Below are 19,919 nucleotides of genomic sequence, written 5' to 3' on the forward strand. Positions count from 1 at the left end.
GTCGTGGCCCGGAGGGCCCGGGACGATGAGGTGGGGTAATCCATGAACGCGCCGTACGACGGTGACCGCGGCCGGGCCGTGGGCGGCTCGGACAGCCCCGACGCCCCGCCGCCCGAGCACGGTCAGGTGCCGCCGCAGCCGCCCGCGGACATGTACCTCCAGGACGCCTACGACGAGGACCCCTACCGAGCGCAGGACCTCACCGCCCAGGACCCGGTCGACGAGGCACTGTACGACCGCGCCGCGCACCCCCCGCCGCCCCCCGGCACGTACGGGCCGCAGCAGCCGCTCTACGGGCGGCCCCCGCAGTCGCCGTACGCCCCCGACCCGCGGGTGTGGGCGCAGACTCCGCCGCCGGAGCCGTCGGGCGCCGCCCAGTACCTGCCGCACGGCGAGGACCCCCGCACCACACAGTTCGTCGGGGTCGACGACCTGGTCAGCCACTCCGGCGAGAACCACCAGGAGCCGGATGCCTTCGCCCACCTCTTCCGGGACCAGCAGCAGGGCGGCTACCAGGACACGCGCCAGGGCGGCTACGGCTACCCGGACCCCGGGCAGCACGGCTACCAGCCCCCGCAGCAGTCCGACGGGCGCCCACCGATCGGAGCCCCCTCGGTTCCCGGCCCCGCCCCGGCCCCGGCCGCCGGTCAGGGGCCGATGGGCCCGTACGCCCCCGCACCGGCCGTTGCCGAGGCCGCAGCCCCAGCGGCCGTGTCCGCGCCCGCTCCCGCCCCGGCGAAGAAGGGCGGGAAGGCATCGGGCCTGCTGAAGTCGAGCGCCGTCATGGCGGCGGGCACCATGGTCTCCCGCCTCACCGGATTCATCCGCTCCGCACTGATCGTCTCGGCACTCGGCATCGGTGTGCTCGGCGACACCTTCCAAGTGGCCTACCAGCTGCCGACGATGATCTATATCCTGACCGTCGGCGGCGGACTCAACTCCGTCTTCGTGCCCCAGCTCGTGCGCGCCATGAAGGATGACGACGACGGGGGCGAGGCATACGCCAACCGGTTGCTGACCCTCGTCATGGTGGCACTGGGTGCGCTCACCGCACTCGCGATGCTCGCCGCGCCACTTCTGATTCACCTTCTCTCCCCGTCAGTGGCGGGCGACCCGGCGGCCAACGAGGTCGGCATCACCTTCGTCCGCTACTTCCTGCCCTCGATCTTCTTCATGGGCGTCCACGTGGTGATGGGCCAGATCCTCAACGCCCGCGGAAAGTTCGGCGCGATGATGTGGACGCCGGTCCTGAACAACATCGTCATCATCGTGACGCTCGGCATGTTCATCTGGGTGTATGGCACCGCCGCCCACTCCGGCATGAAGGTCACGAACATCCCGGCGGAAGGCCAGCGGCTCCTCGGCATCGGCATCCTGCTGGGTCTCGTCGTCCAGGCCCTCGCGATGATCCCCTACCTGCGCGAGACCGGGTTCCGCCTGCGGCTGCGCTTCGACTGGCGGGGCCACGGCCTCGGGAAGGCCGCTGCCCTCGCCAAGTGGACGCTCCTCTTCGTGCTCGCCAACCAGGCCGGCGCGATCGTCGTGACACAGCTCTCCACTGCGGCGGGCAAGCACTCCGGCGTAGACGGCACCGGCTTCGCCGCGTACGCCAACGCCCAGCTGATCTGGGGCCTGCCGCAGGCCATCATCACCGTCTCCTTGATGGCCGCCCTGCTGCCGCGGATCTCCCGTTCGGCCGCCGAGGACGACAGCGGCGCCGTCCGCGACGACATCTCCCAGGGCCTGCGGACCACCGCCGTCGCCATCGTGCCCATCGCCTTCGGCTTTCTCTCGATCGGCATCCCGATGTGCACGCTGATCTTCGGCTCCTCGGGCATCAGTGAGGCCACCAACATGGGCTACATGCTGATGGCCTTCGGCCTCGGCCTGATCCCCTACTCCGTGCAGTACGTCGTCCTGCGCGCCTTCTACGCCTACGAAGACACCCGCACGCCCTTCTACAACACGGTCATCGTGGCCGCGGTCAACGCGGTTGCCTCGGTCCTGTGTTACTTCCTGTTGCCGGCCCGCTGGGCCGTTGCGGGCATGGCCGCCGCCTACGGTCTCGCGTACGCGATCGGCGTCGGTGTCGCCTGGCGGCGGCTGCGCAAGCGGCTGGGCGGCGACCTGGACGGCTCGCACGTGGTGCGGACGTACGCCCGGCTGTGCATCGCCTCGGTGCCGGCGGCACTGGTCAGCGGCGCGGCCTGCTACGGCATCGGCCACACGCTGGGCCAGGGGGTCGTGGGATCGTTCGCCGCGCTGCTGGCCGGTGGAGCCCTGCTGCTCGGCATCTTCTTCGTCGCCGCCCGCCGCATGCGCATCGAGGAAGTCAACTCGCTCGTGGGCATGGTCCGCGGGCGCCTGGGGCGTTGAGGCGGGGGTAGACGCACAACCATCGTCCGCAGCCGTGTGTCGTGCATAGCGGCGGACTGTGGGCACAATTGGTTTCGGCGTCGGACAGCGCGCGATGGATGGGGAGGCAGGAGCGACGGTGGCGGAACGGAGTACGGCTGCCGTCGACGTGGCAGACAACAGCGGCGAGGAGTCGCTGACCGCCAAGGCGGACCAGTCCACGTCCGACGGGGTGGCCCAGAACCGGGAGCGGGACACGGACAACGACGAGGCGCAGGGGAGCGGCAGGACCGGGAGCCCCGGAAAGAAGGCTTCACCTCCCGAACTGCACAGCGGTCACAAGCTGGCCAGACGCTACCGTCTCGAGGAGTGCGTCACCCGTCTGGACGGATTCAGCAGTTGGCGAGCGGTGGACGAGAAACTCCGTCGCGCCGTCGGGGTGCACATCCTGCCCGCGGACCATGCACGCGCCCGGTCCGTGCTGGCCGCGGCCCGCTCCTCCGCGCTGCTCGGCGACCCCCGCTTCGTGCAGGTCCTCGACGCCGTCGAGGAGAACGACCTCGTCTACGTCGTCCACGAGTGGCTGCCCGACGCGACGGAGCTGACCACGCTGCTGTCCTCCGGGCCTCTGGAGCCGCACGACGCCTACCAGTTGGTGAGCCAGATCGCCTCCGCGATGGCCGCCGCGCACCGCGAGGGCCTCGCGCATCTGCGGCTGAACCCCAACGCCGTGCTGCGCACCTCCACCGGCCAGTGGCGCATCCGCGGCCTGGCCGTGAACGCCGCGCTGCGCGGCGTCAGTTCCGACACCCCGCAGCGCACCGACACCGAGGCGATCGGTGCCCTGCTGTACGCGGCGCTCACCCAGCGCTGGCCGTACGAGAACGACGCCTACGGCCTGTCCGGCCTGCCCAAGGACATCGGCCTCATCGCCCCGGACCAGGTGCGCGCGGGCGTCCACCGCGGCCTGTCCGAACTCGCCATGCGCGCCCTCGCCAACGACGGCGCCACCGCCTCCCGGCACGAGGCGGCGTGCACCACGCCGGAGGAACTGGTCAAGGCCATCGGCGAGATGCCGCGCATCCGTCCTCCGGAGCCGACGTTCACCGCGCCGCCGGAGTACCAGCACACCTCGTACCAGCAGGGCACGTACGGCCGTCCGGTGCCGCACCCCGGCGTCACCCAGCCGGTGCCGGCCCCGCCGCCCCCACTGCAGAGCCGCACCGGCAAGGCCCTGAAGTGGGCCGTCTCGGCACTGCTCATCGCCGCCCTGGGCCTGGGCAGCTGGCAGCTCGCGGACGCTCTCTTGGGCCAGGGCGACAAGTCCGGCAACGACACCCAGACCCAGACACAGGAAGACAACGACAAGAACGACAAACAGCCGAAGCCGGCCAAGCCGCTCAAGATCTACGGTGCGCAGGAGTACGTCGCGAAGGGTGCGGCCCAGCACCCCGCCGACGTCGGCAAGACATACGACGGGAACAGCTCGACGTACTGGCGTACTGCCAGCTACACGGACGGACCGGACATGAACCCGGCCTTCAAACCCGGTGTCGGCATCGTCTACGACCTCGGCTCGGTGCAGGAGGTCTCCTCCGCGTCCATAGGGCTCCTGTTCGGCGGAGACCACACGACCGTCACGTTGTACGGCACGGACTCGATGAGTTCGTCGGTGCCGATCACCTCGATGGCGAAGCTGGGGTCCGTGACGACGACCGGCACCACCGCCCAGGTGAAGGTCGCCAAGCCGGTGAAGACCCAGTACGTGCTGGTGTGGTTCACCGCCCTGCCGTACGCCCCAGGTGACGCGTACAGCGACCCGGGATTCAAGCAGGCCATGACGGACCTCAAGTTCACCGGCTGAGCACGGACGCGAGGGGGGAGGGGTCCCGGTGGCGGACGGCACCGCATACGGCGACGCAAGCGATCAGGACCTCCTGGCCCGCCATGTGGAGGGCGATCCCGACGCCTTCGGTGAGCTCGTACGGCGCCACCGCGACCGGCTCTGGGCGGTCGCCCTGCGCACGCTGGGCGACCGTGAGGAGGCCGCCGACGCCGTGCAGGACGCGTTCGTCTCGGCCTACCGAGCCGCCCACACCTTCCGGGGGCAGTCGGCCGTCACGACCTGGCTGCACCGGATCACAGTGAACGCCTGTCTTGACCGCGTCCGCAAGGCGGCCTCGCGGAAGACCTCATCGGTGGACGACGCCGAGCGTCTGGAGCAGCTGCTGGAACCACACGAGTCGGCCTCGGCGCCCGCCGAGAGGAACGACGTGCAGCGGCAGCTCGTCGAGGCGCTGGGCACCCTGCCGCCCGATCAGCGGGCCGCGCTTGTGCTCGTGGACATGCAGGGGTATCCGGTCGCCGAGGCCGCGCGCATCCTCGATGTGCCGACCGGGACGGTGAAGAGCCGCTGTGCCCGGGGCAGAGCAAGACTCCTGCCGCTGCTCACCCATCTACGGCCGGAAAACACCGATGACGAGAAGGAACCGGGCACGGGACGGAACCGGGCGCAGGGGACATCCGTCCCACCGGCAGCGGGTCCTGAGGGCGCGGGCACGCAGGGCACGGGGCCAAGCGATTCAGCTGCTGTGAAGGGCGGAGGTGGGCGAGCGTGACAACCACGACGGACGCGGCCGGGCACCCGGACGTCACGGAGATCTCCGACCTCACCGAGGGACTTCTCGGCCCCTCCCGGACCACGGACCTCCGACGGCATCTGGGCGAGTGCGAGCTGTGCGCCGATGTCCACACGTCGCTGGAGGAGATCCGTGGCCTGCTCGGCACCCTCCCGGAACCACCGGACATGCCCGGCGACATCGTGGACCGTGTTGATGCTGCCCTCGCCGCTGAGGCCGCAGAGACCGCCAAGGACACTGAGCCCGGCGCCGTCGTCAACGGTACGCATGTTTCACGTGAAACATCAGTGGCGGACCGTCCCTCGGGCAGTGCTCGCGCTTCCAGCACCGGACCGGGCCGCAAGCTCCGCACCCGCCGCGGACGCCGCAGGATCGCCGTCCTGGGCTCCGCCTTCACCGTGGCCGCCCTGGGAGTCGCTTCCGTGGTGGTGGCGACCCTGCACGACGACAAGGGTTCCGACACCACGGCTCACGGCCGGCCGAGTGCGTCCGCGGGCACTTTCTCCGCGGGAACGCTCGAGGCCCAGGTCGCGAACCTCCTCCAGAAGACACAGAAAGCGCCGGGAGACACCCGTGCCCCGCGCAGCTTCGGCGTGGACCCCGCTCCGGGCACCGGTAAGCCGAAGGTTCTGAAGACACCCGCCGTCACGGTTCCCTCGTGCGTCCGGCAGGGCATCAGCGACTCCGGCGCCCCGCTCGCCGCCCAGGCGGGCACCTACGACGGCAAGGACGCCTATCTCGTCGTGCTGCCCGACTCCTCTGGCGACAGCACCCACGTCATGGCCTACCTGGTCGACGCGAGCTGTGTCCGGCACCCCGCGGCCACGCCCAAGGTCCTGCTGAAACACTCCTACGCGCGTTAACCGGCACTCCTACGCGCGTTTCCTGAGCGCGCACGCTTGGTCCTCGCGCCCCGTGGTATTCCGTACGCTGACGCGCCCCTGTGTGCCCGGGCACAGAGGGAATGCGTGCCCCGTAGGATCCGTTGGATCGGGTGAGAGCTGTGAGACAGGGCTCCCACCGGCCGTACGACACAGTCCAGAGACGAGGAATCAAGCCGTGAGCGACGTCCGTAACGTGATCATCATCGGCTCCGGGCCCGCCGGCTACACGGCGGCGCTCTACACCGCGCGCGCGTCGCTGAAGCCGCTGGTCTTCGAGGGCGCCGTCACCGCGGGTGGCGCGCTGATGAACACCACCGATGTGGAGAACTTCCCGGGCTTCCGCGACGGCATCATGGGCCCCGAGCTCATGGACAACATGCGTGCGCAGGCCGAGCGCTTCGGAGCCGAGCTCGTCCCGGACGATGTCGTCTCCGTCGACCTCAGCGGTGAGATCAAGACCGTCACGGACACGGCGGGCACGGTGCACCGGGCGAAGGCCGTCATCATCGCCACCGGCTCGCAGCACCGCAAGCTCGGCCTGCCGAACGAGGACGCGTTCACCGGCCGGGGTGTCTCCTGGTGCGCGACCTGTGACGGCTTCTTCTTCAGGGACCAGGACATCGCCGTGATCGGTGGCGGCGACACCGCCATGGAGGAGGCCACCTTCCTCTCCCGTTTCGCCAAGTCCGTCACCGTGGTCCACCGCCGGGACACTCTGCGCGCCTCCAAGGCGATGCAGGAGCGTGCCTTCGCCGACCCGAAGATCACGTTCGTCTGGGCCAGCGAGGTCGCCGAGATCCAGGGCGACCAGAAGCTCTCCGGTCTGAAGCTGCGCAACGTCAAGACCGGCGAGCTCTCGGACCTGCCGGTGACGGGCCTGTTCATCGCGATCGGCCACGATCCGCGCACCGAGCTCTTCAAGGGCCAGCTGAACCTGGACGAGGAGGGCTACCTGAAGGTCGACTCGCCGTCCACCCGCACCAATGTCACCGGTGTCTTCGGCGCCGGTGACGTGGTCGACCACACCTACCGCCAGGCGATCACCGCCGCCGGCACCGGCTGCTCCGCCGCCCTGGACGCTGAGCGTTTCCTCGCCGCCCTCGCGGACAACGAGCAGAAGGCCGAGCCCGAGAAGTCCACCGTCTGAGACCCCCAACCACCCCGCCCCACCCCACGCACGACCAGTTAAGGAGCCCGCCGTGGCCGGCACCCTGAAGAACGTGACCGACGACACCTTCGAACAGGACGTCCTCAAGAGCGACAAGCCCGTCCTGGTGGACTTCTGGGCCGCCTGGTGCGGTCCCTGCCGCCAGATCGCTCCGTCCCTCGAGGCGATCGCCACCGAGTACGGCGACAAGATCGAGGTCGTCAAGCTCAACATCGACGAGAACCCGAACACGGCCGCCAAGTACGGCGTCATGTCCATCCCGACCCTGAACGTCTACCAGAACGGCGAGGTCGCCAAGACCATCGTGGGTGCCAAGCCGAAGGCCGCGATCGTACGTGACCTCGAGGACTTCATCGCCGAGTGACGTGGCAGGCCGTCGTGACGACGGCGCATGTTTCACGTGAAACACGAATGGGCCAACCCTGCGGGGTTGGCCCATTCGTGTAAGGCGGCTCCTCTACAGCGGCCGCAGCGCCGGTTCCTTCTGCACCGCTCCCAGAAGCCGATCGAGCGCCATCTCCACGTCTTCCTTCCACGACAGCGTCGACCGCAGTTCCAGCCGCAGCCGCGGGTGGGTGGGGTGGTGCCGGACCGTCTTGAACCCCACGGCCAGCAGATGGTCGGCCGGGAGCATGCAGGCGGGTTCCTTCCAGCGGGCGTCCCCGAATGCCTCGATGGCCTTGAAGCCCCGCCGCAGCAGGTCCTTCGCGACCGTCTGGACCATCACTCGACCCAGCCCCTGACCCTGGTAGCCCGGCATGATGAAGCCGGTCATCAGCTGCACCGCGTCCGGCGAGACGGGACTCGTGGGGAACGCCGCGGAACGGGGGACGTAGGCGGGGGGAGCGTAGAGCACAAAGCCCACGGGTACGTCGTCGACGTAGACGACCCGGCCGCAGGAGCCCCAGTCCAGCAGGACGGCGGAGATCCACGCTTCCTTTTCCAGTGCGGGCGTGCCCGCCTTCACCGCGGCTTCGCCACTGACGGGGTCCAGCTCCCAGAAGACACACGCACGACAGCGCTTGGGAAGGTCCTGAAGGTTGTCCAGCGTGAGCGGTACGAGCCTACGGCCCATGAAGGCTGTTCCTCGCTTCCTTCACCCTCAAGCGTCATGAGCGGGCGTCCATCACAGGTGCCGACGGATGGATGCGCATATCCGAACGCATCGTAACCAGGATGCGATTGTGTCGATACCGACTGAAAACAAAGAGCGGGCCCTGTTTCGGTACACACCGGACATGGCCCGCTCCCGCCGAACAGTCGACTCGGCACCCTCCCCGAACGGGACCTCAGGCGTCCGACTCCGTCTCCTCCACCCCGCCGTCCAGAAGGCCCTTCTGCAGCACCGGACCCTCGCCCGGAGCCAGCGTGCCGAGGATGCGCTCCAGGTCCTCCATGGAGGCGAACTCGACGGTGATCTTGCCCTTCTTCTGCCCCAGGTCGACCTTCACCCGGGTCTCGAAACGGTCGGACAGACGAGTGGCGAGATCCGACAGGGCCGGAGAGACCCGAGCCCCGGCACGGGGGCCCTTGGAACGTGGCGCCGACTTCGGCCGCGCCCCCATCAGGGTGACGATCTCCTCGACCGCCCGTACCGACAGGCCCTCGGCAACGATCCGGTGGGCCAGCCGGTCCTGTTCCTCGGAGTCCTCTACCGAGAGCAGCGCCCGCGCATGCCCCGCTGAGAGGACCCCGGCAGCGACCCGGCGCTGCACCGCCGGCGAGAGCTTCAACAGCCGCAGGGTGTTGGAGACCTGCGGACGTGAGCGGCCGATGCGGTCCGCCAGCTGGTCGTGCGTGCAGCTGAAGTCCTTCAGCAGCTGGTCGTAGGCGGCCGCCTCTTCCAGCGGGTTCAGCTGGGCCCGGTGCAGGTTCTCCAGCAGGGCGTCCAGGAGGAGCTTCTCGTCGTCCGTCGCCCGCACGATCGCCGGGATCGCCTCGAGCCCCGCCTCACGGCAGGCCCGCCAGCGCCGCTCGCCCATGATGAGCTCGTAGCGTGCGGGGCCGAGCTGCCGTACGACGACGGGCTGGAGGAGCCCGACCTCCTTGATGGAGGTGACGAGTTCGGCCAGCGCGTCCTCGTCGAAGACCTCACGCGGCTGGCGCGGGTTCGGCGTGATGGAGTCCAAGGGGATCTCGGCGAAGTGCGCGCCCATCGGAGCCACAGGAGCCTCCGCCGCGCTGCTCGACGACGACTCCTCCGTTTCACGTGAAACAGAGGGCAGCATGGTCACCTTCGCCGCCGCCACCCCCCGGTCACCACGGTCGCCGGTCAGCATCGGGACGGCCGCGGGCGACGTGGAGGCAGCGCCTCCCACGGCCGCCGGGGCCGACGGTTTCTCTGCGGTCGGGGCAGCAGGGATCAGTGCGCCGAGACCACGACCCAGCCCCCTCCGTCGCTCGCTCACTGAATCCCCTCCACCATGCTTGGATCACTCTGTGCGCCGATGTGGGCGTGCGTGGCGTCATAGCTGACTCCGACACCCTTCAGCGCGATTTCTCGTGCCGCCTCAAGATAGGAGAGGGCACCGCTCGATCCTGGATCGTAAGTCAGCACCGTCTGCCCATAGCTCGGCGCCTCGGAGATACGGACGGAGCGGGGGATGCTCGTCCGCAGCACCTCGTCACCGAAGTGGGTGCGCACCTCTTCGGCGACCTGGGACGCAAGGCGCGTCCGGCCGTCGTACATGGTGAGCAGGATCGTCGACACATGCAGGGCGGGGTTGAGGTGCCCCCGCACCAGGTCGACGTTGCGCAGCAGCTGCCCCAGGCCCTCCAGCGCGTAATACTCGCACTGGATCGGGATGAGGACCTCCTGACCGGCGACCAGAGCGTTGACCGTCAACAGGCCGAGGGAGGGCGGACAGTCGATGAGGATGTAGTCCAGCGGCTGCTCGTAGGCCTGAATCGCCCGCTGCAGTCGGCTCTCCCGCGCCACCAAGGACACCAGCTCGATCTCCGCACCGGCGAGATCGATCGTGGCGGGGGCACAGAAGAGACCCTCGACATCGGGGACGGGCTGGACGACCTCGGCCAGCGGCCTGCTCTCCACCAGCACGTCATAGACGGAAGGGACTTCCGCGTGGTGGTCGATGCCCAGCGCGGTGGATGCATTGCCCTGTGGGTCGAGGTCGATCACCAGGACGCGGCCGCCATGCAGAGCCAGCGAAGCGGCAAGGTTGACGGTCGTCGTCGTCTTGCCCACGCCACCCTTCTGGTTGGCGACCACGATGACGCGGGTCTGTTCGGGCCGGGGCAGGCCCTCGCCGGCGCGGCCTAGAGCCTCGACCGCCAGTTGGGCAGCACGACCGATGGGAGTGTCGTCCATAGGGGGCGGTGTTTCACGTGAAACATCCTCCCCCGTCGACTCGGTACGGGGACCGGGGACCGGATCGGTCATCGGTCCCGCAATGTTGGCGTCGGACCGCAAGGATTCACTCTCCTCGACTTCAGGCTCGCAATGAACAGAGCCTCCCATGCCTTCGGGGTCGTGAACCAGTGAGGTCTGTCGTTCTGTGGAGAAATCCACCTCTGTGGACAACTCCGTTCCCTGTCCGAGTGAACCAAGCGGCTTGCGGTCGCGGGGGTGGGCCGCAGCGCGGCCACGGTTGATGATGCCGTGCAGCAGTGAGCGACGTTTCACGTGAAACACGATGCACAGCGTCCACGGCCGAACTGTCGCGACACTCCGTCATGCATGGGTTTGGCAGCTTGTGTGGAGTACATCCGTCTACCGGCGCCGTCGCGTCCGTCCCGTCCGAGCCGCCTTCGCACGCTTGGCCGCGAAGCGCACACCGCCCGGGCTCTCCCCGACCTCGACCCGCACGACGGTGGACTGAGGATCCACGACTCCCTCACCCACATGCAGGATGGATGTCTCCACCGCACCGAGCTTGGTCAGTGCCGTGGCCGCGCTCTTCAGCTCCTCCTCGGCCGTGTCCCCCTTGAGGGCGAGCATCTCGCCGTAAGGACGCAGCAGCGGAATGCCCCAGGTGGCCAGACGGTCCAGTGGGGCGACCGCCCGGGCGGTCACCACATGCACCGGCGGGATCTTGCCCATCACTTCCTCGGCCCGCCCACGGACGACCGTGACGTGATCGAGCCCCAGCAGCTCGACGACCTCGGTGAGGAAGTTGGTCCGCCGCAGCAGCGGCTCCAGCAGTGTGATCTTCAGGTCCTCCCGGACCAACGCCAGGGGAATGCCCGGCAGGCCGGCGCCCGAGCCGACATCGCACACCGTCACCCCCTCGGGCACGACCTCGGAGAGCACCGCACAGTTCAGCAGGTGCCGCTCCCACAGACGAGGTACCTCACGCGGGCCGATGAGCCCTCGCTGCACCCCTGCCTCGGCCAGTAGCTCGGCGTACCGGACCGCATCCGCGAAGCGATCACCGAATACATCACGTGCCTGCTCGGGCGCAGGGGGGAGCTCCGCTGCCTCCGTCACGGGGACCGTCCTTCCGTACCACATCAGCGCGACCAGCGCCGACCACCAGAACTACCAGGCTGACAAATACGGCCCCGCCTGCAGGCAGACGGGGCCGGTGGAACGTGGGACCGCTCAGGCGGGAAGCACGACGACGAAGCGCTGCGGCTCCTCGCCCTCGGACTCACTGCGCAGGCCCGCGGCCTTGACCGCGTCGTGCACGACCTTGCGCTCGAACGGGGTCATCGGCTTCAGCTTCACGGGCTCGCCGCTGCTCCTGGCCTCGGCCGCGGCCTTGGCACCCAGCTCGGACAGCTCGGCACGCTTCCTGGCGCGGTAGCCGGCGATGTCCAGCATCAGACGGCTGCGGTCACCGGTCTCCCGGTGCACGGCCAGCCGCGTGAGCTCCTGCAGCGCCTCCAGCACCTCGCCGTCACGGCCGACCAGCTTCCGCAGATCACGGCTGCCGGTGTCACTGATGATCGAGACAGAGGCGCGGTCGGCCTCGACATCCATGTCGATGTCACCGTCGAGGTCGGCGATGTCCAGCAGGCCCTCGAGGTAATCCGCCGCGATCTCGCCCTCCTGCTCCAGGCGGGTCAGGGCGTCTGCGCCCTCGGCAGCGGCGGAGGTGGTGCCTTCCGTCACGGGATGGGCTCCTTCTTACTTCTTGGACGGGGACTTGGGCCGCTGCGGACCCTTGCGCTGGCCGGACTGGGCCCTACTGCGGGTACCGTTGCCGGGCTTCGCGGCGGCCTTGTCGGCGGCTGCGGGCGGGGCGTCCTGCGGCTGGTCGGACTTGCTCAGCGACGGTGACGCCTCGGCGTCACCGGCCGGCTTGGCGGCACCCGACTGGCGCTGGGCCTTGCTCTGCCGCTTGGGCTGCTGACGCCGCGGGGCGGTGACAGTGGTGGTCGTACCGTCCTCGGACTGCACGGCGGCAGCGCTCTCGCTCTTCACCACGGAGCCATCGGCCTGGGCCTCCAGGCCGGCCTTGTTCAGCCCGTTGATGAACTTGCGCTCGAACTCGTTGCGGTCGCGGCCCTTGACGACGATCGCCTTGACGATGGCCCTGTCACGGCGGTTGCGGGTCTTGCCGTGGTGCGAGACGTGCTTGAAGAGCCGCTCCAGGTACGCCGCCTGAGCCTTGGAACCCGGGGTCGGGTTGTTGTGGATGACGTACATCTGCTGGCCCATGGTCCACACGTTGGTGGTCAGCCAGTAGACGAGGACACCGACCGGGAAGTTGATGCCGAAGACGGCGAACATGACCGGGAAGACGTACATCAGCATCTTCTGCTGCTGCATGAACGGCGTCTTCACCGTCGTGTCGATGTTCTTCGTCATCAGCTGGCGCTGCGTGTAGAACTGCGACGCCGACATCAGGACGATCATGACCGCGGTGACGATCCTCACGTCGACCAACGAGGCGTTGAGCTCCGCGACCTTGGACTGGCTGTCCATGAACTTCGTGGCCAGCGGGGCGCCGAAGATGTGCGCCTTCTGCGCGCTGGCCAGCAGCTGGTCGTTGATGACGCCGATGGTCTTGCCCGAAGCGATGCCGTTCAGCACGTGGTACAGGGCGAAGAAGAACGGGGACTGCGCCAGGATGGGAAGGCACGAGGAGAGCGGGTTGGTACCCGACTCCTTGTACAGCTTCATCATCTCTTCGGACTGACGCTGCTTGTCGTTCTTGTAGCGCTCCTGGATCTTCTTCATCTCCGGCTGGAGCGTCTGCATCGCGCGCGTCGCCTTGATCTGCTTCACGAACAGCGGGATCAGGCAGATACGGATGAGGATCACCAGGGACACGATGGACAGGCCCCAGGCCCATCCGGTGTCAGGGCCGAAGATCGCGCCGTACACCGTATGGAACTGGACGATGACCCAGGAAACTGGTGTCGTGATGAAGCTGAAGAGGCTGGCAATCGTGTCCACTAATCATGCTCCTTGGGCATGGGACGAGGTCTCTGCGGCCGGGCTCGGCGGGACGTCCCCGTCGGTGGCCGTTTCGGCGGCGGAGGGCCCGCCCTTGCGTGCGCGCCAGGCGCCACGCAGCATTTCGTGCCACCGCGGACGCTTGCGCGGCGGGACATGGTCCACACCACCGAGCGACCACGGATTGCAGCGCAGGATCCGCCAGGCAGTGAGTGCCGTCCCCTTGATCGCACCATGGCGGTCGATGGCCGTGTACCCGTAGTGGGAACACGACGGGTAGTACTTGCACACCGGCCCGAGCAACGGGCTGATGGTCCACTGGTACAGCTTGATCAAAGCCAGCAGCGGGTACTTCATCGCGCGCCCCCTCCCAGCAGTCGTCGAAGGGCGGCATCCAGGTCTCGGGCCAGCTGTGCGTGGTCGGCGTCGCCCGCACCGGGCAGCGCTCGTACGACTACCAGGCTACCGGGGGGCAGCAGGGCGACCCGGTCACGCATCAGATGACGAAGCCTGCGCTTCACCGTGTTGCGTACGACCGCGCCGCCCACGGCCTTGCTCACGACGAAACCCGCACGCGGCGGAGGAGCGCTCTCCCCAGGCGCGTGCGGGTCCGTGGCACCGCTACGTAGATGGACGACGAGGAGCGGGCGTCCGGCCCGGCGCCCTCGTCGTACCGCGGTCGCGAAGTCCTCGCGCCGCCTCAGCCGGTTCTCGGTGGGCAGCACGACGTCATGACCTGACCGGGATCAGGCGGACAGACGGGCGCGACCCTTGCTGCGGCGGGACGCGAGAATCGCGCGGCCGGCACGGGTGCGCATACGCAACCGGAAGCCGTGGGTCTTCGCGCGACGACGGTTGTTCGGCTGGAAGGTGCGCTTGCTCACTCGGGGGCTCCAGAAAGAAATCGGTAATGGCGGGGTGCCGTCCTGGCTGTCACCGTGCGCCCACGAGCAGCTCGCAGTTACGCCCGAGTGCACCGCTTACCGATCACCTTGACGCGATCTGTGCCCATCGGAGGCAGGCGGCAGCAGCCATCGACAACTCGACCTCGTTACGGTACGCGCGGCGGCGCCATCCGGTCAAACCGCAGGACACGGAGAGACACTGTCCACAGCCTGGGGACAACAACTTGAACCGTACCCGCCGCGCTGACTACCGTGGCCGAACTCCGATTCGTTCCCTTGTCCCCCGCCCCACCCGAATAGATACCGACCCGTCCCGAACCACACGTTCGTGGGACCCGTGAGAGAGCGTGCCCTGTGGCTGACGTACCTGCCGATCTCGCCGCAGTGTGGCCACGAGTCCTGGAACAGCTTCTCGGCGACGGCCGCGGACAGGGCGTCGAGACCAAGGACGAACACTGGATCCGGCGCTGCCAGCCGCTCGCGCTGGTCGCCGACACCGCCCTGCTCGCCGTGCCGAACGAGTTCGCCAAGGGCGTCCTCGAGGGGCGCCTCGCCCCGGTCGTCAGCGAGACGCTGAGCCGCGAATGCGGCCGCCCCATCCGCATCGCCATCACCGTCGACAGCTCCGTCGGCGAGCACCAGGCCGCCGCGCCGCCCGCACCCGCGCCGCGCTACGAGGAGCAGGAGCTGCCCACCGGCCAGGGCGGGTACGAGGCCTACGGACGGCGCCGGCCCGACAGTCACAGCCCCGGCCGCGCCGACCGGCTCCCGGGCACCGGAGGCGACCAGCTGCCGCCCCCGCGCTCCGGCCCCCAGCCGACCGACGACTCCGACCCGCTCCCGACCGCACGCCCCGCCTACCCCGCGGAGTACGCCGACTACCAGCGTCCTGAGCGCGGCGCCTGGCCCCGCCGCGCTCAGGACGACTACGGCTGGCAGCAGCAGCGGCTCGGCTTCCCCGAGCGGGACCCGTACGCCTCCCCCTCCGCACAGGACCCCTACGGCCCGCAGGACTCCTACCCTCCGTCGGTGCCGGCCCAGGACTACCGTCCGCAGCCGATGGACCGCCCGCCGTACGACCCGTCCCGCCCCGACTACGACCAGCGCGACACCGGCCGCCGCGAACTGCGCGAGCCGCCGTCCGGCTCCGGCCAGGTGCACCGCGGCGGTCCCGTGGGCCCGAACCTGCCCACCACCGGCGCCCCCGGCCCACTCGCCGCACAGCCCGCACCGGCGACCGGACCCGGCGAACCGACCGCGCGTCTGAACCCGAAGTACCTCTTCGACACGTTCGTCATCGGTGCCTCCAACCGCTTCGCACACGCCGCCGCGGTCGCCGTCGCCGAAGCGCCGGCCAAGGCCTACAACCCGCTGTTCATCTACGGGGAGTCCGGGCTCGGCAAGACGCACCTGCTGCACGCGATCGGGCACTACGCGCGCAGCCTGTACCCGGGCACGCGCGTGCGGTACGTCAGCTCCGAGGAGTTCACCAACGAGTTCATCAACTCCATCCGCGACGGCAAGGGCGACAGCTTCCGCAAGCGCTACCGCGAGATGGACATCCTGCTCGTCGACGACATCCAGTTCCTCGCGGACAAGGAGTCGACGCAGGAGGAGTTCTTCCACACCTTCAACACCCTCCACAACGCCAACAAGCAGATCGTGCTCTCCAGCGACCGGCCGCCCAAGCAGCTGGTGACCCTGGAGGACCGGCTGCGCAACCGGTTCGAGTGGGGCCTGATCACCGACGTCCAGCCGCCCGAGCTGGAGACGCGCATCGCCATCCTGCGCAAGAAGGCGGTACAGGAACAGCTGAACGCCCCGCCGGAGGTACTGGAGTTCATCGCCTCCCGGATCTCGCGCAACATCCGCGAGCTGGAGGGCGCGCTGATCCGGGTGACCGCGTTCGCCTCGCTCAACCGGCAGCCGGTGGACCTGGGCCTGACGGAGATCGTCCTCAAGGACCTCATCCCCGGCGGCGAGGACACCGCCCCGGAGATCACGGCGACGGCCATCATGGCGGCCACGGCCGACTACTTCGGTCTCACGGTCGAGGACCTGTGCGGCACCTCGCGCGGCCGCGCCCTGGTGACCGCCCGGCAGATCGCCATGTACCTGTGCCGCGAGCTGACCGACCTGTCGCTGCCGAAGATCGGCGCGCAGTTCGGCGGCCGCGACCACACCACCGTCATGCACGCCGACCGCAAGATCCGCGCGCTGATGGCCGAGCGGCGCTCCATCTACAACCAGGTCACGGAGCTGACCAACCGCATCAAGAACGGCTGAGGAGCGGCAGTACGGCGCGAGGGGGCGTCCCGGTGATCCCGGGACGCCCCCTCGTCATACCCGGGCCTCCCGACGTGCCCTTTCGTCGCGCCGAACCGGGCCAGGGCAACGGAACGGGCGGAGACCACGCCGGAATCCCCTCGCACCGCCCTGTCGGCCCGTACCGCCATCGGCCCGTACCGAGCGTTCGCAGGCCGGCCCAGACGGGCCCAGGGCCGCACAGGGTGTTCAGGGCCGCTCCCACGCGGTCTCGCGGCAGGCCCGCCCCGGCCTCCGCCCGCTTCCCCGCGCCCGGCACCCTTCGGGGCCATCCCCGCTGTTCGAATCCGTCCCGGGGTTACGGCCCCCCTCCACAGATTCCGGAACTTTTTCCCGTCCACATCCTGGGGACCGCCAAGTTGTCCAGACAGCATCCACAGGCTGTGCTGTTGACAGACCATCAGCCCAGCTCATCAGCCTGTGGATCCGTGGATGAGCGATCTCCACAGACTGTGGACGAAAGGGAGATCCACAAGCTCCGCACCGAGTTGTCCACCGGCAACCCACAGCCTGAGCCCCGTTGTCCCCAGCGATCGGCGGCTTCTCCACAGCCCTGTCCACTGTTCGGCAACTGGAAGCGACCACTCACCGCGTCGAGTGAAAGCCGTCACACCGAGGTGCCGGATTGGGGTGTGGGAAACGTGGGTAAACCTGGGGACGCAGCTGGGGAGAACTACCCTCAGGCTGTGGGCGGGGTGTGCAGAACTTCCTGTTCTCCACAGAGCCCCCGAGTTGTCCACCGGTGCCACCCACAGGGTCCGTGGACAAAATCTCTGCGCTGAGCTGGGCAAACGTGGTTATCCACCGTATCCACAGCCCCTACTACTACTCCCGACTAGAGAGAGCGCGGAATTCGTTTCGAAGCGGGACCTGTGCACAACTCGCCCTCTCGGGCCCGACCGTCCCTCTGAGCGACTTGACCCCGACAGGCACCTACTGTCAGTGCCGTGCGTCAGACTGGTCCCGGGTGTCCTTCCCGTCGCAGTGGGCGGTGACACCGAGTCGGAGGACTCAGCAGCGACTCAGCAGCAACAGCAGGAGGCGGCTTACGGTGAAGATCCGGGTGGAACGCGACGTACTCGCGGAGGCAGTGGCCTGGGCGGCACGCAGCCTCCCGGCCCGTCCGCCGGCGCCTGTTCTCGCCGGCCTGCTGCTGAAAGCGGAGGACGGCCAGCTGAGCCTGTCCAGCTTCGACTACGAGGTCTCCGCGCGCGTGTCGGTGGAGGCCGAGGTCGAGGAGGAGGGCACGGTCCTGGTCTCCGGCCGCCTGCTCGCCGACATCTCCCGTGCCCTGCCCAACCGGCCGGTGGAGATTTCCACAGACGGTGTACGGGCCACGGTGGTCTGCGGCTCCTCCCGCTTCACGCTCCACACACTGCCTGTGGAGGAGTACCCGGCGCTCCCGCGGATGCCGAACGCGACGGGCACGGTCCCCGGCGAGGTCTTCGCCTCCGCCGTGCAGCAGGTCGCCATCGCGGCGGGCCGCGACGACACGCTGCCCGTCCTGACCGGTGTCCGCATCGAGATCGAGGGCGACACGGTCACGCTGGCCTCCACCGACCGCTACCGTTTCGCGGTCCGCGAGTTCCTGTGGAAGCCGGAGAACCCGGACGCCTCCGCGGTCGCCCTGGTGCCCGCCAAGACCCTGCTGGACACCGCCAAGGCGCTGACCAGCGGCGACAGCGTGATCCTGGCGCTGTCCGGCTCCGGCGCGGGTGAGGGTCTGATCGGCTTCGAGGGTGCGGGGCGACGTACGACCACGCGTCTGCTGGAGGGTGACCTCCCGAAGTACCGGACGCTGTTCCCGACGGAGTTCAACTCGGTCGCCGTCATCGAGACCGCCCCCTTCGTGGAGGCCGTCAAGCGCGTGGCCCTGGTCGCCGAGCGCAACACCCCGGTGCGGCTGAGCTTCGAGCAGGGCGTGCTGATCCTGGAGGCCGGCTCCAGCGACGACGCACAGGCTGTGGAAAGGGTGGACGCGCAGCTGGACGGCGACGACATCTCCATCGCCTTCAACCCGACGTTCCTGCTGGACGGCCTGAGCGCCATCGACTCCCCGGTGGCGCAGCTGTCCTTCACGACGTCCACCAAGCCCGCGCTGCTCAGCGGCAAGCCGGCGGTGGACGCCGAGGCGGACGAGGCCTACAAGTACCTGATCATGCCGGTACGGCTCAGCGGCTGATCGGCCGGGCCGGGCCGACGAGCCGAGCGGATTTCCGCAGGTGGCGGGCCTCAGGCGCGGGCATACGTATGAGCGCGTATGCCCACGGATGTGCGCGAGCGTCCGGGTTTAGGCTCGGACGCGGGTACGAAAGTGCCTGAACGCCACGTCGTGCAACCTAAGGAACGCAACTGATGGAGCTCGGTCTCGTCGGCCTCGGCAAGATGGGCGGCAACATGCGCGAGCGGATACGCCGCGCGGGCCACACCGTCGTCGGATACGACCGCAACCCCGACCTCGCGGATGTCCACAGCCTGGAGGAGCTTGTGGGCAAGCTTCGGGGCCCGCGCGTGGTCTGGGTGATGGTCCCGGCCGGCGAGCCCACCCAGATCACGATCGACGCGCTCGCCGAGCTGCTGGAGCCCGGCGACGTCGTCGTGGACGGCGGGAACTCCCGCTGGACCGACGACGAGAGGCACGCGAAGGAGCTGGCCGAGAAGGGCATCGGCTTCGTCGACTGCGGTGTCTCGGGCGGCGTGTGGGGCCTGGAGAACGGCTATGCGCTGATGTACGGCGGCGACGCGGAGCACGTCGCCAAGGTGCGGCCCGTCTTCGACGCGCTCAAGCCGGAGGGCGACTTCGGCTCGGTGCACGCCGGCAGGGTGGGCGCGGGCCACTTCGCGAAGATGGTCCACAACGGCATCGAGTACGCGATGATGCAGGCCTACGCCGAGGGCTGGGAGCTGCTGGAGAAGGTCGACTCCGTGGACAACGTCCGCGAGGTCTTCCGCTCCTGGCAGGAGGGCACCGTCATCCGCTCCTGGCTGCTCGATCTCGCCGTGAACGCCCTCGACGAGGACGAGCATCTGCAGCAGCTGAAGGGGTATGCGCAGGACTCCGGTGAGGGCCGGTGGACCGTGGAGGCCGCCATCGACAACGCCGTGCCGCTGCCGGCGATCACGGCCTCGCTGTTCGCGCGCTTCTCCTCGCGTCAGGAGGACTCGCCGCAGATGAAGATGATCGCCGCGTTGCGCAACCAGTTCGGCGGCCATGCCGTAGAGAAGAAGCCGTAGGGAAGAAGCAGTCCACAGGACCACCGAGTGGTCCACAACGCCGGG

The 19,919-nt window shown here is 68.9% G+C and carries 18 protein-coding genes; 9 read left to right on the forward strand and 9 right to left on the reverse strand.

The window, feature by feature from the left end; genetic code table 11:
• Window positions 1–42 precede the first annotated feature (42 nt).
• The 6 genes from murJ to trxA all read left to right on the forward strand — a co-directional run bounded on the left by murJ (window position 43) and on the right by trxA (window position 7,410).
• Entirely contained in the window at window positions 43–2,376 is a 2,334-nt protein-coding gene (gene murJ / locus ACX25U_RS17670; protein WP_454393200.1) for a murein biosynthesis integral membrane protein MurJ, read from the forward strand.
• Between the two features lie 118 nt (window positions 2,377–2,494).
• Window positions 2,495–4,219, forward strand: coding sequence for a protein kinase family protein (locus tag ACX25U_RS17675; protein ID WP_454393202.1), 1,725 nt, complete (start codon window positions 2,495–2,497; stop codon window positions 4,217–4,219).
• A 28-nt stretch (window positions 4,220–4,247) separates the two neighbouring features.
• Window positions 4,248–4,973 carry an RNA polymerase sigma factor SigM gene (sigM, locus tag ACX25U_RS17680; RefSeq protein WP_454393204.1) on the forward strand — a complete coding sequence of 242 codons (726 nt, stop codon included), beginning with the start codon at window positions 4,248–4,250 and terminating at the stop codon, window positions 4,971–4,973.
• The gene (locus tag ACX25U_RS17685; protein WP_454393206.1) at window positions 4,970–5,857 is read left to right on the forward strand and encodes an anti-sigma factor family protein; all 888 of its coding nucleotides are present in this window, start codon (window positions 4,970–4,972) and stop codon (window positions 5,855–5,857) included. Before sigM ends, ACX25U_RS17685 begins: the two co-directional genes overlap by 4 nt.
• 196 nt (window positions 5,858–6,053) lie before the next feature.
• Window positions 6,054–7,025, forward strand: a complete 972-nt coding sequence (gene trxB, locus ACX25U_RS17690; protein WP_454393208.1) for a thioredoxin-disulfide reductase — start codon at window positions 6,054–6,056, stop codon at window positions 7,023–7,025.
• A 52-nt stretch (window positions 7,026–7,077) separates the two neighbouring features.
• Window positions 7,078–7,410, forward strand: coding sequence for a thioredoxin (gene trxA, locus ACX25U_RS17695; RefSeq protein ID WP_112466332.1), 333 nt, complete (start codon window positions 7,078–7,080; stop codon window positions 7,408–7,410).
• A 93-nt stretch (window positions 7,411–7,503) separates the two neighbouring features.
• On the opposite strand, the gene ACX25U_RS17700 is transcribed toward trxA, so the two are convergent.
• The 9 genes from ACX25U_RS17700 to rpmH all read right to left on the reverse strand — a co-directional run bounded on the left by ACX25U_RS17700 (window position 7,504) and on the right by rpmH (window position 14,294).
• Window positions 7,504–8,121, reverse strand: coding sequence for a GNAT family N-acetyltransferase (locus ACX25U_RS17700; RefSeq protein ID WP_454393211.1), 618 nt, complete (start codon window positions 8,119–8,121; stop codon window positions 7,504–7,506).
• Window positions 8,122–8,335: 214 nt separating this feature from the next.
• Window positions 8,336–9,454, reverse strand: coding sequence for a ParB/RepB/Spo0J family partition protein (locus tag ACX25U_RS17705; protein WP_454393213.1), 1,119 nt, complete (start codon window positions 9,452–9,454; stop codon window positions 8,336–8,338).
• Window positions 9,451–10,524, reverse strand: coding sequence for a ParA family protein (locus ACX25U_RS17710; protein ID WP_454394340.1), 1,074 nt, complete (start codon window positions 10,522–10,524; stop codon window positions 9,451–9,453). Before ACX25U_RS17710 ends, ACX25U_RS17705 begins: the two co-directional genes overlap by 4 nt.
• A gap of 252 nt (window positions 10,525–10,776) precedes the next feature.
• Window positions 10,777–11,493, reverse strand: a complete 717-nt coding sequence (gene rsmG, locus ACX25U_RS17715) for a 16S rRNA (guanine(527)-N(7))-methyltransferase RsmG (protein WP_454393214.1) — start codon at window positions 11,491–11,493, stop codon at window positions 10,777–10,779.
• A gap of 114 nt (window positions 11,494–11,607) precedes the next feature.
• Entirely contained in the window at window positions 11,608–12,120 is a 513-nt protein-coding gene (locus ACX25U_RS17720) for a Jag family protein (RefSeq protein WP_454393216.1), read from the reverse strand.
• Window positions 12,121–12,135: 15 nt separating this feature from the next.
• Window positions 12,136–13,410, reverse strand: a complete 1,275-nt coding sequence (gene yidC / locus ACX25U_RS17725) for a membrane protein insertase YidC (protein ID WP_454393218.1) — start codon at window positions 13,408–13,410, stop codon at window positions 12,136–12,138.
• Between the two features lie 3 nt (window positions 13,411–13,413).
• On the reverse strand, window positions 13,414–13,767 hold the full coding sequence (yidD, locus tag ACX25U_RS17730; RefSeq protein ID WP_454393220.1) for a membrane protein insertion efficiency factor YidD: 354 nt from the start codon (window positions 13,765–13,767) through the stop codon (window positions 13,414–13,416).
• The gene (gene rnpA, locus ACX25U_RS17735; RefSeq protein ID WP_454393222.1) at window positions 13,764–14,135 is read right to left on the reverse strand and encodes a ribonuclease P protein component; all 372 of its coding nucleotides are present in this window, start codon (window positions 14,133–14,135) and stop codon (window positions 13,764–13,766) included. The genes yidD and rnpA overlap by 4 nt, the downstream gene beginning before the upstream one ends.
• Before the next feature lie 21 nt (window positions 14,136–14,156).
• A complete protein-coding gene (gene rpmH / locus ACX25U_RS17740) occupies window positions 14,157–14,294 on the reverse strand; it encodes a 50S ribosomal protein L34 (protein WP_003956500.1) in 138 nt (45 codons plus the stop codon).
• A gap of 375 nt (window positions 14,295–14,669) precedes the next feature.
• Between rpmH and dnaA the strand changes: the two genes are divergently transcribed.
• From dnaA to gnd, 3 genes are all read left to right on the forward strand, one after another.
• On the forward strand, window positions 14,670–16,601 hold the full coding sequence (gene dnaA / locus ACX25U_RS17745) for a chromosomal replication initiator protein DnaA (RefSeq protein WP_454393224.1): 1,932 nt from the start codon (window positions 14,670–14,672) through the stop codon (window positions 16,599–16,601).
• Between the two features lie 1,090 nt (window positions 16,602–17,691).
• The gene (dnaN, locus tag ACX25U_RS17750) at window positions 17,692–18,822 is read left to right on the forward strand and encodes a DNA polymerase III subunit beta (RefSeq protein WP_454393226.1); all 1,131 of its coding nucleotides are present in this window, start codon (window positions 17,692–17,694) and stop codon (window positions 18,820–18,822) included.
• 173 nt (window positions 18,823–18,995) lie between these two features.
• On the forward strand, window positions 18,996–19,874 hold the full coding sequence (gene gnd, locus ACX25U_RS17755) for a phosphogluconate dehydrogenase (NAD(+)-dependent, decarboxylating) (protein WP_454393228.1): 879 nt from the start codon (window positions 18,996–18,998) through the stop codon (window positions 19,872–19,874).
• Window positions 19,875–19,919 lie beyond the last annotated feature (45 nt).

Source organism: Streptomyces sp. JNUCC 63, from assembly GCF_054366325.1.